General features: G+C 59.2%; 11 protein-coding genes and 1 tRNA gene. 2 read left to right on the top strand and 10 right to left on the bottom strand.

The window, feature by feature from the left end; translation table 11 throughout:
- Positions 1-12 precede the first annotated feature (12 nt).
- The 5 genes from B9Q17_RS11395 to B9Q17_RS11375 form a co-directional block, all read right to left on the bottom strand.
- Positions 13-708 (bottom strand): rhomboid family intramembrane serine protease, encoded by a 696-nt coding sequence (locus B9Q17_RS11395; RefSeq protein ID WP_244177380.1) that lies wholly within the window; start codon positions 706-708, stop codon positions 13-15.
- Entirely contained in the window at positions 705-1,694 is a 990-nt protein-coding gene (locus B9Q17_RS11390) for a metallophosphoesterase (protein ID WP_094625322.1), read from the bottom strand. The genes B9Q17_RS11395 and B9Q17_RS11390 overlap by 4 nt, the downstream gene beginning before the upstream one ends.
- A 2-nt stretch (positions 1,695-1,696) precedes the next feature.
- Positions 1,697-2,581: an NAD(+) kinase gene (locus B9Q17_RS11385; RefSeq protein WP_022989386.1), complete on the bottom strand. Its 885-nt coding sequence runs from the start codon at positions 2,579-2,581 to the stop codon at positions 1,697-1,699.
- Between the two features lie 83 nt (positions 2,582-2,664).
- Positions 2,665-3,915 carry a CCDC90 family protein gene (locus tag B9Q17_RS11380; protein WP_094625321.1) on the bottom strand — a complete coding sequence of 417 codons (1,251 nt, stop codon included), beginning with the start codon at positions 3,913-3,915 and terminating at the stop codon, positions 2,665-2,667.
- A gap of 133 nt (positions 3,916-4,048) precedes the next feature.
- Entirely contained in the window at positions 4,049-6,112 is a 2,064-nt protein-coding gene (locus B9Q17_RS11375; protein ID WP_094625320.1) for an NADPH-dependent 2,4-dienoyl-CoA reductase, read from the bottom strand.
- A 138-nt stretch (positions 6,113-6,250) separates the two neighbouring features.
- Here B9Q17_RS11375 and B9Q17_RS11370 point away from each other — a divergent pair, with 138 nt between their 5' ends.
- Positions 6,251-7,294: an AraC family transcriptional regulator gene (locus B9Q17_RS11370; RefSeq protein WP_094625319.1), complete on the top strand. Its 1,044-nt coding sequence runs from the start codon at positions 6,251-6,253 to the stop codon at positions 7,292-7,294.
- Positions 7,295-7,346: 52 nt separating this feature from the next.
- Here B9Q17_RS11370 and B9Q17_RS11365 read toward each other — a convergent pair.
- Both B9Q17_RS11365 and B9Q17_RS11360 read right to left on the bottom strand, forming a co-directional pair.
- Positions 7,347-7,423: transfer RNA gene (locus B9Q17_RS11365), tRNA-Asp, on the bottom strand.
- 118 nt (positions 7,424-7,541) lie between these two features.
- Positions 7,542-8,573 carry an AraC family transcriptional regulator gene (locus B9Q17_RS11360; protein ID WP_094625318.1) on the bottom strand — a complete coding sequence of 344 codons (1,032 nt, stop codon included), beginning with the start codon at positions 8,571-8,573 and terminating at the stop codon, positions 7,542-7,544.
- A gap of 177 nt (positions 8,574-8,750) precedes the next feature.
- Between B9Q17_RS11360 and B9Q17_RS11355 the strand changes: the two genes are divergently transcribed.
- Positions 8,751-9,623: a MaoC family dehydratase gene (locus tag B9Q17_RS11355; protein WP_094625317.1), complete on the top strand. Its 873-nt coding sequence runs from the start codon at positions 8,751-8,753 to the stop codon at positions 9,621-9,623.
- A 4-nt stretch (positions 9,624-9,627) separates the two neighbouring features.
- Here B9Q17_RS11355 and B9Q17_RS11350 read toward each other — a convergent pair whose 3' ends face one another.
- The 3 genes from B9Q17_RS11350 to B9Q17_RS11340 are packed head-to-tail and all read right to left on the bottom strand — an operon-like array spanning position 9,628 to position 14,318.
- The gene (locus B9Q17_RS11350) at positions 9,628-11,199 is read right to left on the bottom strand and encodes a response regulator (RefSeq protein ID WP_094625316.1); all 1,572 of its coding nucleotides are present in this window, start codon (positions 11,197-11,199) and stop codon (positions 9,628-9,630) included.
- 51 nt (positions 11,200-11,250) lie between these two features.
- Positions 11,251-11,871, bottom strand: coding sequence for a response regulator FixJ (fixJ, locus tag B9Q17_RS11345; RefSeq protein ID WP_094625315.1), 621 nt, complete (start codon positions 11,869-11,871; stop codon positions 11,251-11,253).
- Between the two features lie 38 nt (positions 11,872-11,909).
- Positions 11,910-14,318, bottom strand: coding sequence for a Lon protease family protein (locus tag B9Q17_RS11340; RefSeq protein ID WP_094625314.1), 2,409 nt, complete (start codon positions 14,316-14,318; stop codon positions 11,910-11,912).
- Between the last annotated feature and the right edge of the window lie 197 nt (positions 14,319-14,515).

Here is a 14,515-nt window from a genome sequence, read left to right as displayed (position 1 = left end):
TTTTTTTTTGGTTTATCGCCAGCGCTTGCCCCGCAAGGGCGATAACGCAGCCACCAGCAACCCTGCCACAAAACCGCCCAGATGGGCTTCGTTCGCCATGCGGCCAAGGCCAAGCATTTCCGGCAACGGAGTAAAGCCGATCACCATCCACACCAGCGCAAAGGTCACCAGGGCCGGCGGGAACTGGAAACGCGGGCGCCTGCGCTGGCTCATCCAGCAGTAACCCAGAATGCCGTACACCACACCGGACAAGCCGCCAAACAGCGGGCCGGACACCAGGTACTGCAGGCCATTGGACAGCAGGCTTGCCACCAGAAACAGCACCGCCAGCCGGGCACGGCCGTCTATCCACTCAATCTGGCTGCCCAGAAACCACAACATCACCGAGTTGAAGATGATGTGGGTCCAGCTGAAGTGCAAGAAATCCGGCGTAATCAGCCGCCACACCTGGCCACTGGCCAGGGACGCCGACAGCGCCTCCAGGCGGCCAGCCAGCGAGCTGAACACCTCCCAACTGAATGGCCGGGGATCCACAAACATCAGGTTTGCCGCCAGGGCGTTCTGGCCCATGCCGGTAAACCACACCATCACCACCGCGATCACTATGGTTGCGATCACAAACGGGGCGTGGCGAGGCGCGGGCTGCCAGCGGCCGTCCGGGGTAATCGGGTAAGACCTTTCGTTATCCACCTGCTCTCCCCGTCTCAGCGTGCCACACTGTCTTCACTGGTGGGATAATCCGGCTGTTCCGGCCGGTCTACATCCACCCAGACAAACTTGTCTTTCGACAGCACGTCTTCGTCGTCCATCCGGTACGCCACCAGCTTGCCGTACTTCACCGCACTGTAATCGATACAAGCCACATTGGCCTTCAGCGGCGCCGGTTTTCCATCCATCCAGTAATGGCCCACAAATACCGGGGGCGCATCCAGCGGATAGGTGATCAGCTGCCGGTACTCGGCATCCGTCAGCTCTATACGGGCCACTTCCGGGGGCAGCGGGTCTGGCTGGAACACCACGTCGGCGTAGGTTTTCGGATCATCGGCCCAGAACTTGGTGCGGAAGAATTCCCGCACATAGCCGTCCTTGCCGGTAATCGACATGCCTTCCGGCAAGCGCAGGTCGGTTCCCCGCAGCAAGGTATCCATCACCTGCCCGGCAAACGACTCGATGGCTGCAGAGGCATGCAGGAAGTCTTCATCAATGCAGGCTCCGCCCTGGCTTTGCCTGAACTTGTCGATCAGGTCCTGGTCCCAGCACGCGTGCACCACCCGGAAATCCTCGTCGTCGATGAACAGCGGAATGGTATAGAACCATTCCAGGAATTCATTCCACTCATGAGGATACGCATCAAACTGCTCAAGGGTTTCCTTGATCAGCCGGTCATGCCGCGGGTTATGCTCACGAAGGAACTGCTTGCCACTGCCTGGGCGGGCCCGGGTGCAGTAACCCAGCGCATTGTACTCATGGTTGCCCATGACAATACGGGCAGCGCCATGCTCCACCATGTCCCGCACCAGGTGCAGGGCCTCGCGAATGCGGGGGCCGCGGTCGATAATGTCACCAATAAAAATTGCCTGCCGCTTCGGGTGCCGGTAAACCCCGTTCACCTTGCGGTAGCCCATCTGGTCCAGCAGCCGCTGCAGCGTGTTAGCGCAACCGTGGATGTCGCCGATAATGTCGTAACCCGCCATACTCAACTCGCTGTAATCGTGCTTGCCCAGCCCAGCTTGTCACGGCAGGTGGCGTAGAAGTTGTGGTCGGTGGGGTGAATCAGCCGAACCTTGAAGGGCTTCTTGGTGATGCGAATGATGTCACCCGGCGCGCAGGAAATGTTCATCTGGCCATCGAAACTGATCTGCGGATAGGTTTCGTTGGTCTCGCCGATCACCAGCTTGATCTCGCTCTTGCCATCCACCACGATCGGGCGACTGCTGAGGGTATGGGGGAACATGGGCACCAGCACCACGGCATCCAGCTTGGGATGCATAATCGGACCGCCGGCAGACAGTGAATACGCCGTCGAACCGGTGGGCGTGGCCACAATCAGGCCGTCAGAGCGCTGGCTGTAAACGAAGTGGCCGTCGATAAACAGGTCGAAGCCGATCATCCGGGTAGACTTGCCCGGGTGCAGCACCACGTCGTTCAGGGCAGAGCCATAGCCAAGAGGCTGGCCGTTGCGCTCTACGTGGCCGTCCAGCAGAAACCGGGATTCTTCGATGTAGTCACCGGCCAGCACCTGGGCCAGCCGCTCTTCAAGGTCGTTGGGGGAGATATCGGTCAGAAATCCGAGGCGACCCCGGTTAACGCCCAGCAACGGAATCTTGGCCTTGGCCATTTCCCGGGCGGCGCCCAGCAAACTGCCGTCACCACCGACCACAATCACCAGGTCGCAGATTTCTCCCAGGAGCTTCTTGCTGGCCACCTGCAGGCCGTGGCCCGGAATCATGGTCGCGGTGTCTTCTTCGATAATGACGTGGTAGTTGTTTGCGGTCAGGTACTGTTTCAGCTGGCGCAGCGACTCAACTACCTTGACGCTGCCCATGCGCCCGATAATCCCGATATTCCTGAACTGGTCCATGAAGTATCCCGTGGTGTCTGAATGAGACGAACAGACCCACAGTTTAACGAAACTCGGGCGGATACTGAAAAAACTTCGCGGGATCAGGCTTTATGCTGTTCGCAGCGGTCGTCTTTGCCGGCCTCGAAATCCGCCGGCTGGGACACTCTCATGATCGGTTCACCGCACGCATTGCCGTCGGCATCGGCATGGTTGCACACCGGGTTTTCATAGTGTGCCAGCCACTCCCGGTAGGCGGCCTCGTTCATGCCGCACTGGTCAGCGGCGTAGGCCTGGGGATTGGCAAAGTAGGTTTCGATATCATCGTACGGCAGTGTGATGTGGCCGACACCGGGGTGATAAGCCACCAGGAACACCACCTGGTTTCGCAACTGTTCCAGCAGCGAATCTTCCGGCACTTCGCGATTTCTGAGCTCCTGGTTTTCCTGTTCGAGGGCAACCAGCCTTTCCTCCCGCAGCTCCAGCTCCCGCTCCTTGCGCTCCAGCTGCTCCCTCAGCAGGACCGTTTCGGCATCCGATTTGCCGCCCTCAACGTCGGGCCCTGCGTCCGGATCGGCCGGGGTCTCTTTACCCAGCTGCTCCTGTAGCGCGAGGTATTGCTCATTACGCTCCTGCAGGCGATTCTTGAGCTGCTCCTTACTGACCCGAAGCCGTTCGTACTTCTGGTCCAGCTCGGTCATCTCCGAACGCAAAGCCTGCATCTCCAGGCGATGGTCACGCTGCAGGTCAGACACTGCATCCCGGTGCACGCTCTGCAGGGTTTTGATGCGCAGCCGTTGCTCCCGAAGCACCTGGGCCAGGCGGGCACGTTCGATATCGACACGCTCGTCGGTGGCCGCAGACGACGAATTCACCAGTACAGGGATATTTTCCTCTGCTGGCTCAGCCTGGCGGAAATGCAGACTATTGGCTTCAACAGCCTTGCGAATCGAGTGGAAATGGTTGCTGCCCGGGGTCATATCCGGGTCCCAGAGTTCCTCTGCAAAAGCAGGGTCCGGACACTGGCTGCGACACACCAGGCGGATTGCGCCACCGCCCAGGTCGGGGCCCTTGGCACCCTTTTCCGCCAGCGCTTCGATGGGCACGTTCCAACTGCTGTCTGCGCGGCCTTCTTCGTCAAACCAGATCCGGAAGAACACCAGGGAGGCCACCGTCAGGTCAGGGTTGAGATTGACCAGCACGGCGCGCACATCGGTTTCGGCAAGGTCCGAAAGCCCAACATAGCCATCCAGAAAGGCACCAAACTCCGACCAGCGCATCTGCCGGGACACCTGGCTACCATCCATCAAGAAGACAGCTGAGTTACCCTCGGCTGCCTGGGCGGCACTGACCATCAACCTTCTCCATGCTTGTAACTTGTTATTCGAACGACAGGGCCGGCCTGAGGGTTCCCTACCCCCTTGCCGAATTTCCATAGTCTAGCCAGACCGGCCCCAAAACACAGAGAAAAACTGCAACGATTTGTGATCAGATCTCCGCTGCCAGGCGGCTGCCCTGATCAATCGCCCGCTTGGCATCCAGCTCGGCGGCAACATCTGCGCCACCAATCAGGTGCACCGGCAGCCCTGCGCCTTCAAGGCCAGCCTGCAGCTCGCGCAGCGGCTCCTGGCCGGCACACACGATGATGGTATCCACCGGCAGCAGTTTGTCTTCACCCTGCTCCGCGCCCTTGGGCGTTACCGTGATGTGCAGGCCTTCGTCGTCGATCTTGCGGTAAGAGACACCCGGAACCATCTGCACATTGCGGTTCTTCAGGGATGTACGGTGAATCCAGCCGGTGGTCTTGCCCAGGTTCTTGCCCACCTTGGAAGCCTTGCGCTGCAGCAGGAACACTTCACGGGCCGGGGCCGGTACTTCCGGCTGCACGCCCTGAATACCACCACGATGCGCCACGGTCAGGTCGACACCCCACTCTTTCATAAAGTGTTCGGTGTTCAGGGACGGCGATTCACCCTGATGCACGATGAATTCGGACACATCAAAGCCGATACCGCCAGCACCGATTACCGCGACACGCTGGCCCACCGGCTTGCGACCCATCAGGGCGTCCAGGTAGCCGATCACCTTCGGATGGTCGATACCTTCGATATCCGGGGTGCGGGGCTCGACACCGGTGGCCATAACCACTTCATCGAAGCCACCGGCTTTCAGGTCGTCTGCACTGACCCGGGTGTTCAGGCGGACATCCACGCCGTGCTTGTCGAGCATCACACGGAAATAACGCAGGGTTTCGTAGAACTCTTCCTTACCCGGAATCCGCTTGGCCACGTTGAACTGGCCGCCGATCTCGCTGCCGTCATCAAACACCGTCACCTTGTGGCCACGCTCTGCGGCTACACTGGCAAAGGCGAGGCCTGCCGGGCCGGCACCCACCACCGCGATGGATTTGGGCTGAGCCGTTTTCACGTAGGTCAGCAGGGTTTCGTTACAGGCGCGCGGGTTCACCAGGCAGGTGGTGAGCTTGCCGCTGAAGGTATGGTCCAGGCAGGCCTGGTTACAGCCGATGCAGGTGTTGATTTCCTCGGCACGGTCTTCGGCTGCTTTCAGTACCAGCTCGGCATCCGCCAGGAACGGCCGGGCCATGGAGACCATGTCGGCATCGCCTTCGGCCAGGATCTTCTCGGCCACATCCGGCATGTTGATCCGGTTGGTGGTTACCAGCGGAATGCTTACCTCGCCTTTCAGGTGGGCAGTTACCTTGGTAAAGGCACCGCGGGGTACCGAGGTGGCAATGGTAGGCACACGGGCTTCATGCCAGCCGATACCGGTGTTGATAATCGTGGCGCCGGCTTTTTCGATTTCCTTGGCCAGCTGCACCACTTCTTCCCAGGTGCTGCCGTCTTCGATCAGGTCCAGCATGGACAGGCGGTACACAATAATAAAGTTCTCGCCCACCCGCTCACGCACACGGCGCACGATTTCAATCGGCAAGCGAATGCGGTTTTCATAGCTGCCACCCCACTGGTCGGTGCGGTGGTTGGTGTGTTTGACGATGAACTGGTTAATGAAATAACCCTCGGAGCCCATAATCTCGACGCCGTCGTAGCCGGCGCGCTGGGCCAGGGCGGCACAGTTCACGTAGTCGTCAATCTGCTTCTGGATACCCGCTTCATCAAGTTCTTTGGGCTTGAACGGGTTGATGGGTGCCTGGATAGCAGAGGGCGCTACCAGCTCCGGAGAATAGGCATAACGGCCAGCATGCAGGATCTGCATACAGATCTTGCCATCGGCCTCGTGCACGGCCTGGGTGATCACCTTGTGCTTGTCGGACTCCTCCTCGGTGCTCATCTTGGCCGCGTGCTGGAACACCGCACCTTCGCTGTTGGGGCCAATGCCGCCGGTCACAATCAGGCCAACGCCGCCACGGGCACGCTCGGCATAGAATGCCGCCAGCCGGTCGAAACCACCCTTCACTTCCTCAAGACCCGTGTGCATGGAGCCCATCAGGGTGCGGTTGCGAAGTTTGGTAAAGCCCAGGTCCAGGGGCTCAAGCAGGTGCGGGTACTTGCTGGTGCCAGGTGTTGCGGTCATTGCGGTGCTCCTCATCAGATTATCAGGCGGGATGTCGAGGCTCCCGTTGTTATGGGCCTACACTACCCAGCACCGAAGGCGCCAACAATATCCAGACCAGACATTTTATTATCTCTGGATAACAGCAATAATACCGGCATGCCTGAAAATAGCCCCCCTAAACAGAACGCCCTCGGCGATATCAGCCTGCTGTATGCGGCAGTACTGCTGCGCGCAACCGAAGCCGAAGGCGGCAATATCGACAAACTGAAAGCCAGGTTCCGGCTGGATGATGCTGCACTGGCCTCGGCTGATGCCCGCATCAGCATCCCCCGTTTTATGCGTCTTGGCCATGCTGCCATCACCGCAACCGGCAATCCCGCCCTGGGCCTGCGCATGGGCGCCCTGACTCGGCCGGTGGACGCCGGCATGGCCGGACTGGCCGCAGAAACTGCCAGCTCGGTGCGCCAGGCCTTCCGTAGCCTGATTCGCTATTCCCTGCTCACCAGCCAGAATTCCCGGGGCGAACCCTCGGTCGATGAATTCCAGCGCACCGTGCGCTTCTACTCGATCCAGCCCTACAACCCGTACAACTACTTTGTGGTGGATTCCATACTGGCGGCCTGGACCCAACTGGCCCGGCATATCACCGGCCGCTACGACGTGCTGGAAAAAGTATGGATCGAGTATCCATCCATTGGACTGGACGACGTGTTCGAAAGCTGGTTTCGCTGCCCGGTGGAGTTCGGCGCCCGGGAGAACGCCATCCGCCTTAAGGAAAGCGTATGGCGACAAAGCCCGTCCCAGGCCCATGAGGGCATGTACGAGAAGCTGTCAGGAGTATGTGAACGGGAGCTGCGGCAAATCCGCAAAGGCTGGAGTGTGGCCGACCGGGTGCGCCACCTGTTAACCCCCTTGCTGCGGGGTGAAACGCCTACGCTGGAAATACTGGCCGCCCGGCTGGGCACCACGGCCTGGACCCTGCAACGGCAACTGAGCGCCGAGGGCACCGGTTTCCGGCAACTGCTGGACGACACCCGCAAACAACTGGCAGAGGATTACCTGAAGGAAACCGATACATCACTGGCGGAAATTGCCTGGCTGCTGGGCTTTGCCAACCCACCGGCCTTTCACAAGGCATACCAGCGCTGGCACGGAACAAGCCCGGGCGAACGGCGAAAACAAATCAGGTCAGATAGCTGAGAAAAATCTGGAAATAAAAAGGGGATATCGAAAACAAGGGGGAGGAGATAAATGGCGGAGCGGACGGGACTCGAACCCGCGACCCCCGGCGTGACAGGCCGGTATTCTAACCAACTGAACTACCGCTCCGCGCGGCGTGCCTGAGCTGTCTTGCGACTGCTCTGTGACAACGAGGGCGCATTATAAAGACGCCCCCGTTTATGTCAACGCTTTTGAAGAACTTTTTTCAGATTTTCAGAAAACCGCCTTACATGGCGTCGACCATCACATCCTTGGTCTGGGCGGTTTTACGGTACTCGATCGGCGTCATGCCAGACCAGCGCTTGAACGCACGGTAAAACGTGCTGGGCTCGGAGAAACCGGTCAGATACACGATCTCGTCGATGGACTCGTCGGTGGTTGCCAGCAGCTGACGGGCCAGCCGGTAGCGGAAATCCGCCAGCACCTGGTTGAAACTGGTTTCAGCTTCGGTCAGCCGGGTGCGCAGGGTTCTGGGCTTGATGCCTAGCCTTTCGGCCACCGCATCCAGTGTAACCTCACCGCTGTCCAGCAGCTCGGCAATAATCCGTTCTACCTGCCCTACGATGTCTTTCTTCTCGAGCCTTGCTACCTGCTCACTGGCAAAGCGCTCGTGCAGGGCCAGCAGTTCCGGCTCGGCATGGGGCGAGGCATAGGACAGAATTTCCACAGGGAAGTACAGACGGTTTTCTCGGGCGCCGAACACCACATCGCAACCGAGCACTTCCTTTGCGTGGTCGGTACCTTTTTCCCGCTCATGCTCGAACTCGATGCGGGACGGATAAAAACGGCCATCGGTAATGGATTTGAAGAAGGTAATCAAGCCCTGCACAAAGCACTCGTTGAAGTGCCGCAGCCGGCTGACTTCTTCGGAGGCTGCATCCAGCACCATGCAGGCTTCGTCGCCTTCCACAAAGAAATCGGTATTGGCCGCATCACTCAGCAAGCGCTGATAGTTCTGGGCCCGTCGAAGACCTTCGCCAAAGGTGGGGCTACTCAGGAACAGGTATTCCAGCACCTGCCCTTTGTAGGCCGGCAACAGTGGCCCCAGGTGCAGGCCAACATCGTCATCGCCGGATACATCTTCAACCGCCTGCCAGAAATACAGCTGGGCATTGTGGGGAGTTCGGAGCTGATCGGTATAAACATACTGCTCGTCTACACCCAGACGGCTGAAAATAGCATTGGTATCAATGCCCTTTTTCTTCATCGCCTCATAAATCAGGCGCAGCATCACGCCCGCATCACGTAGTTCCTGCATAGAGTCCCGCTTTTTTATTTATCAGTTACCACTTTGACCCACCGGACAGGGTCCGGAGCACGCCGGGTCAATGCCACCTCTGGCCGGGTTTGCCAGACTTTCGTCGTACATTAGAGCATATCAGGCCACGCACGCACAGTTGTACCTGAAACCATTAATAATCGGGAGAAAGCCTTAATGCCGGATTCACTGGTCTACCACAGCGCACCGCCGGCCTTGCTGCCACTATATGGCAAGGCCCTGCTGCCCAAACAACACAAGCCGGGCGAGCAAACCCGCATTCCGGACCTGCAGGCAGACCTGCTGGGGATTGCCACCAACACTCCGGCCCTGAAAACCTATCAGCGCATATGCGGGTTCAAACCAGGCTCCCGGGCCCCCATTACCTGGCCCCACATCCTGGCGTTCCCCCTGCACCTGAAGCTGCTGACGGAAAAATCCTTTCCCCTGCCCTTGCTGGGGCTGGTGCACCTGCGCAACACCATCATCCAGCATCGCCCGGTCAGTGCCGGCGAAAACCTGGATATACAGGTAACGCTGGGCAACCAGCAGCGCACAGACAGGGGCATGGAGTTCGACCTGATTACCGAAGCCCGGGCCGCCGGCAAGCTGATCTGGGAAGAAACCAGCACCAACCTGTTCCGGATGGCCGGCCAGGGAGCCTCCGGAGGCAGCAAGAGTCCCCCGCAACTCGACCATTACCCTTTCTCTGAAGCCATCAAGGCGCCGGAAAGCATCGGCCGTCAATATGCGAAGGTATCCGGTGACCGCAACCCCATCCACATGCACGCCCTGAGCGCCCGGGCTTTCGGTTTTCCGCGGGCGATTGCCCATGGCATGTGGACCAAGGCCCACGCACTGGCGCTGTTGGAACAACAGGAAGGCTGGCAGTCAGGGCCGGTGAAAGTCAGCTGCCAGTTCAAGAAGCCGCTGTTCCTGCCCGGCACCGCGCAGCTGAACTGGCGCACCAGGGCAGACGGCTGGGACTATCAGATTCTGAATGCCAAGGGAGACGCGCCCCACCTTACCGGGCGCATAGACTGGCTATAAGGGGTCAGGCTTCGTCGGGGGTGCAGGGCGCGCCCTCGGCGCCTGCAATGGGCAACACAAACCAGAAACAGGCACCGTCGCCTTCCGGGCGCTGGTACCCGATATCGCCACCCTGGGCCTGCATCAGCGAGCGACAGGTAGCAAGGCCAATGCCCATGCCATCTTCCTTGGTGGTGTAGAACGGGTGGAACAGCTTGTCCTCGGCCTCTTCCGGCACACCGACACCGTGGTCACGCACCTCTACCCGAACGCACTGCTCACCACAACGCCGTGCTGAAACCTCCACAGGCTGGGACGAACCGGCACTGCGGGTTGCCTCCAGGGCGTTGCGGATCAGGTTCAGGGCCACCTGCTGCACCTGGATGGGGTCTGCCAGTACACCCGGCAGATCGTCGTCTATCCGCACCTCAATGCCGCCCTCATTATTGCGCATGTCCACCTCGGCAAACTGCCGGGTGTCCTCCAGCAACTCGGGCACCGACAATTCTTCCTTACCGGTGGCAGGCTTTTTCATAAAGCGGCGGATGCGGCGGATAATCTCGCTGGCCCGGTGGGACTGGGCATCGATTTTATCCAGGGTTTCACCCAGCAGCTCAAGGTCCGGCTCGTCCTTGGCCATCATGCGCTTGGAAACCCGGGCATAGTTGGAAATCGCGGTCAGCGGCTGGTTTACCTCGTGGGCAAAGCCGGCGGCCATCTCGCCCATAGTGGTCAGGCGGGACGTATGGGCCAGCTGATCGCGCTGCTCCTGCACCAGCTCACGGGCTTCTTCCAGGGCTTTTTCGCTTTCCAGCTCGGCGGTAATGTCGTGAAACACCACCACAGCGCCATGCAGCTCATCGCCATCAAGCTTCGGGGTAGCCCGGTATTCTGCAGGGAAGCTGCTGCCATCGGCACGCAGCATCTGGATATCCCGCTGGTGTTCAGGCACACCTTTGTTACAGGTCGCCATCACCGGCAGGCTGTCACGGCATTCTTCAGCCGTGGCAAAGTGCAGGTCAAAGAAACATTTGCCGATCAACTCTTCAACCGGGCGGCCGGCAATCGCGGCGGCAGCCGGGTTGGCAAACTCGATCAGGCCGTTTTCGTCCAGCCCGTAGATGCCTTCGCTGATGGAATCCAGGATGCGGGTCTGGTCGCCCTGCAGTTCCCGGTTACGGGCCTGCAGCTCACGTTCGAGCCGGATAACCCGGGCATGGGTTTTCACCCGGGCGATCACTTCCAGGGACTGGAACGGCTTGGAGATGTAATCGGCCCCGCCCAGGGAAAAGCCCTTCACCTTGGCCTGCAGGTCGTCCAGGGCGGACAGGAATACCACGGCGATGTCGGCGGTTTCGGGATCGGCCTTCAGGCGCTCACACACCTCATAGCCATCCATCTCCGGCATCATGATATCCAGCAGGATCACTTCCGGGTGGTGACGGTGGGCCAGGTCCAGTGCTTTCTCGCCTTCGTTGGCAATCAGCAGGCGGTAGCCTTTGTCTTTCAGGGTCTCGTAGAGGACTTTCAGGTTCTGCGGGTTGTCATCAACCAGCAGGACCGTCACCTCTGAGTTCTCACTGACAACTTCAGTCATACAAGCGTGGCCGGTTATAAACGTTCTGGCATGATGACCACAGCAACCGGCTTAGTCGATAAGGTCCTTTACGGACAGAACCATACGCACCAGATGTGCAAGGGAATGTGTACCCATCTTGTGCATAACCCGGGAACGGTGGATTTCCACGGTGCGCTGGCTGATCTCCAGCTCGATGGCAATCACCTTGTTGGCCTGGCCGGCAATCATGCGGTCCATGATTTCGGCTTCCCGCGGGGTCAGGCTTTTCACCCGGCGGATGATTTCCTGTTTTTCGTCCAGGGTCTTGCGCTGCTCGAGGTCCTGCTCCAGGGCCGCCTCGATCTTTTCCAGCAGGGCTTCTTCCCGGTACGGCTTCTGGATGAAGTCCACGGCGCCTTCTTTCATGGCGTCTACCGCCATCGGCACGTCGCCGTGACCGGTCACAAAGATGATGGGCAGAATCGAATGCTTTTCGTTCAGCTTCTTCTGCAGCTCCATGCCGTCCATACCCGGCATACGGATATCCAGCACAATGCAGCCGGCCATTTTATCGGAGTAGGCCTTCAGAAAGGCGTTGGCGCTCTCAAAGGTCTTCACCGGCTTGCCATCGGATTTCAGCAACAACTCCAGGGAGTCGCGGACGGCTTCGTCGTCTTCTACCACGTACACAGTTTGCTGGATATCAGTCATGGATCTCTATTCTCCTGTCCGTTTTATTATGGTCCCGGTCAGTGGATGGACGGGTCTTTGTGCTCGTCCCGCGCGTGTTCCTGCCGCTCGTGTTCCCGCATTTTCTCAAGCCGCTGCTGAATAATGCCAAAAACACTCTGCCTGGGATACCGGCCTTTGTCATTCGCCTTGCCGGCGGGCTTGTCCAGCAGCAAGGTAACGGCCTCGTCCACCCGGCTTACCGGGTAAACCGCAAACTTGCCATTGCGCGCAGCCTGCACCACTTCACTGTCGAGCATCAGGTTCTGCACGTTGGTTTCCGGAATGATCACACCCTGGGTGCCGGTCAAACCGCCCTTGAGCTCGCAGGTGGCAAAGAAGCCTTCAATTTTCTCGTTCACACCGCCGATGGGCTGCACCTCGCCAAACTGGTTCACTGAACCGGTAATGGCCAGGTCCTGGCGCACCGGCACACCGGACAACGACGAGATCAGCGCCACCAGCTCCGCCAGCGATGCGCTGTCGCCGTCTACCTCACCATAGTTCTGTTCCATGGTCAGGCTGGCGGACAGGTGCATGGGATCGTTCACCGCAAAGTAAGACGCCAGCCAGGAGCTGAGAATCATCACACCCTTGGAGTGAATGTTGCCACCCAGCTTTACGTCCCGCTCGATATCCATCACGGCACCATCACCATAGTAGCAGGTTGCCGTTACCCGGTTAGACAAGCCGAACTCGAAACCGCCGGTAGACAGCACAGACAACGCATTCACCTGCCCCACACAGGTGCCGGAGGTGGTAACCAGTGTGGTGCCGTCGCGAATGGAGTCGTAGAACTGGTCACGAATACGACTGCTGCGGTAACGGGCACTTTCCAGCGCCCGCTCCACGTGCACCTCGGTAATCAACCGGGCGCCGGCCTGGCGGGCCCAGAAATCCGATTCCCGCAGCAGGTTGGCAATATCCGCGGCATGCAGCGATAACCGGTCCTGGTGGTCGGCCATACGGGCGCTGTGTTCAATTACCCGTGCCACCGCCCTGGTATTGCAATGCAGCAGTTTCTTTTCCACCACCAGACTGGCAATAAACTTGGCGTACTGCAGCTGACTTTCCGCCGTGCGGTACATTTCATTCTCGAAGTCCGCCGTTACCCGGAACAGCTCGGCAAACTCGGAATCGTATTCCTGCAGCAGCATCCAGGTTTCGCGGTCCCCGAACAGCACAATCTTCACATCCAGCGGCACCGATTCCGCCTCGATGGAAATGGTCCCGGAGAGGGTCAGTTCCCGCTCCAGGGAGTTGATCTGTAGGGTACGGGAGCGCAGCGCCCGCTTCAGGCCATCCCACACGAAGGGCTGCTCCAGCACCTTTATGGCATCCATCAGCAGGTAACCACCGTTGGCCTTGTGCAGGCTGCCAGGGCGAATCAGCGAGAAGTCGGTAAACACCGTGCCCTTGTAGGTCACGTTCTCCACGTAACCGAACAGATTGTGGTAGGTGGGGTTATCTTCCACCACCACGGGTACTTCGTTGCTGGTCTGGTGTACCAGCACATTCACGATATAGCGGCGGGGTGTTTTCTTGTCCAGCGACGCATAGGCAATGGCCGCCTGTTCTTCGTCGTCTTCCAGGAAGATGTCCAGGTTTTCAGCCAGGTCCTTGCGTACCGCCTCCAGGTAAGCGGTCACATCCGGAAGCTCTTTATACTTTTCTTTCAGTTCGTCAATCTGGTGGCCGGAGATGCCTTCCAGGGTTTCCTGGTTCAGGGCCTGTTGTTTCTCGGCGTATTCCTGCTCCCAGTCTGCCAGCTTGCGCAGTACCTGCCGGAGTTTCTTCTCCAGCTTGTTGATGACTTCCTCGAACTTGTCCCGCTGTTCCTGGGTCAGGGCCTGGAAGCTTTCCGCCGTGTGGGGCTCTTCGCCATTCATAGCCACCAGCCGGTATCCGCCGGGGGTGCTGATGGTCAGGCGCACTTTCTTGCGCTTGGCCTGGTTGGCCACCTTTTCGAGTTCGTCTTCCTGCAGCTTGACGTAGTCGTTCTTCAGCTGCTCCGCACGCTCCAGAAAACTGTCGCCCTCGAAGGTCTGGGGAATCATCTTCACCAGCCGGGCCATCAGCTTTTCCATGTCCTGCTTCAGCTGGGTGCCCTTGCCCGAGGGCAGCTTCAGCAACTTCGGGTTACGGGGCTCTTCGAAATTGGCCACGTAACACCAGTCATGGCTTTGCTGCTCGGTGTCTACATGGTGCTCCAGGTAGCGCAGCATCATGGTGCGCTTGCCCAACCCGTTCCGGCCTACCGCATACACGTTGTAACCACCGTGGGGCATGGCCAGTGCGAAGCGCACGGCTTCCTGGGCACGGTTCTGGCCGACGATCTCAGCCAGCGGCTCAAGTTGCCGGGTGGTTTTGAATGGCAGCTCTTTCAGAACACAGGATTTGTAGAGTTGGTGCAGCGGCAATGACTTCAAGTTTGCTTCCCGTCGACATCGTTTTGAATGGTTTTGAACCCGCCATTGTAGTGTTTGCCAGACAGACTGTCGCCTACCGGTTCCGGTTTTATCCGATCAGGTCGGAGCGACTGCCGGGTGAGACGCCGGTCACACTTTTCATGCTGATCAATTTTCAGACAACCCGGTGCTGGCTACACTTGAGGGTCCGGATGGCT

This window comes from Marinobacter vinifirmus (assembly GCF_002258215.1).
Taxonomy (GTDB): Bacteria; Pseudomonadota; Gammaproteobacteria; order Pseudomonadales; family Oleiphilaceae; genus Marinobacter; species Marinobacter vinifirmus.
The sequence above is the reverse complement of the archived record's forward strand: the minus strand, read 5'-3'. Positions and strand labels throughout refer to the sequence as shown.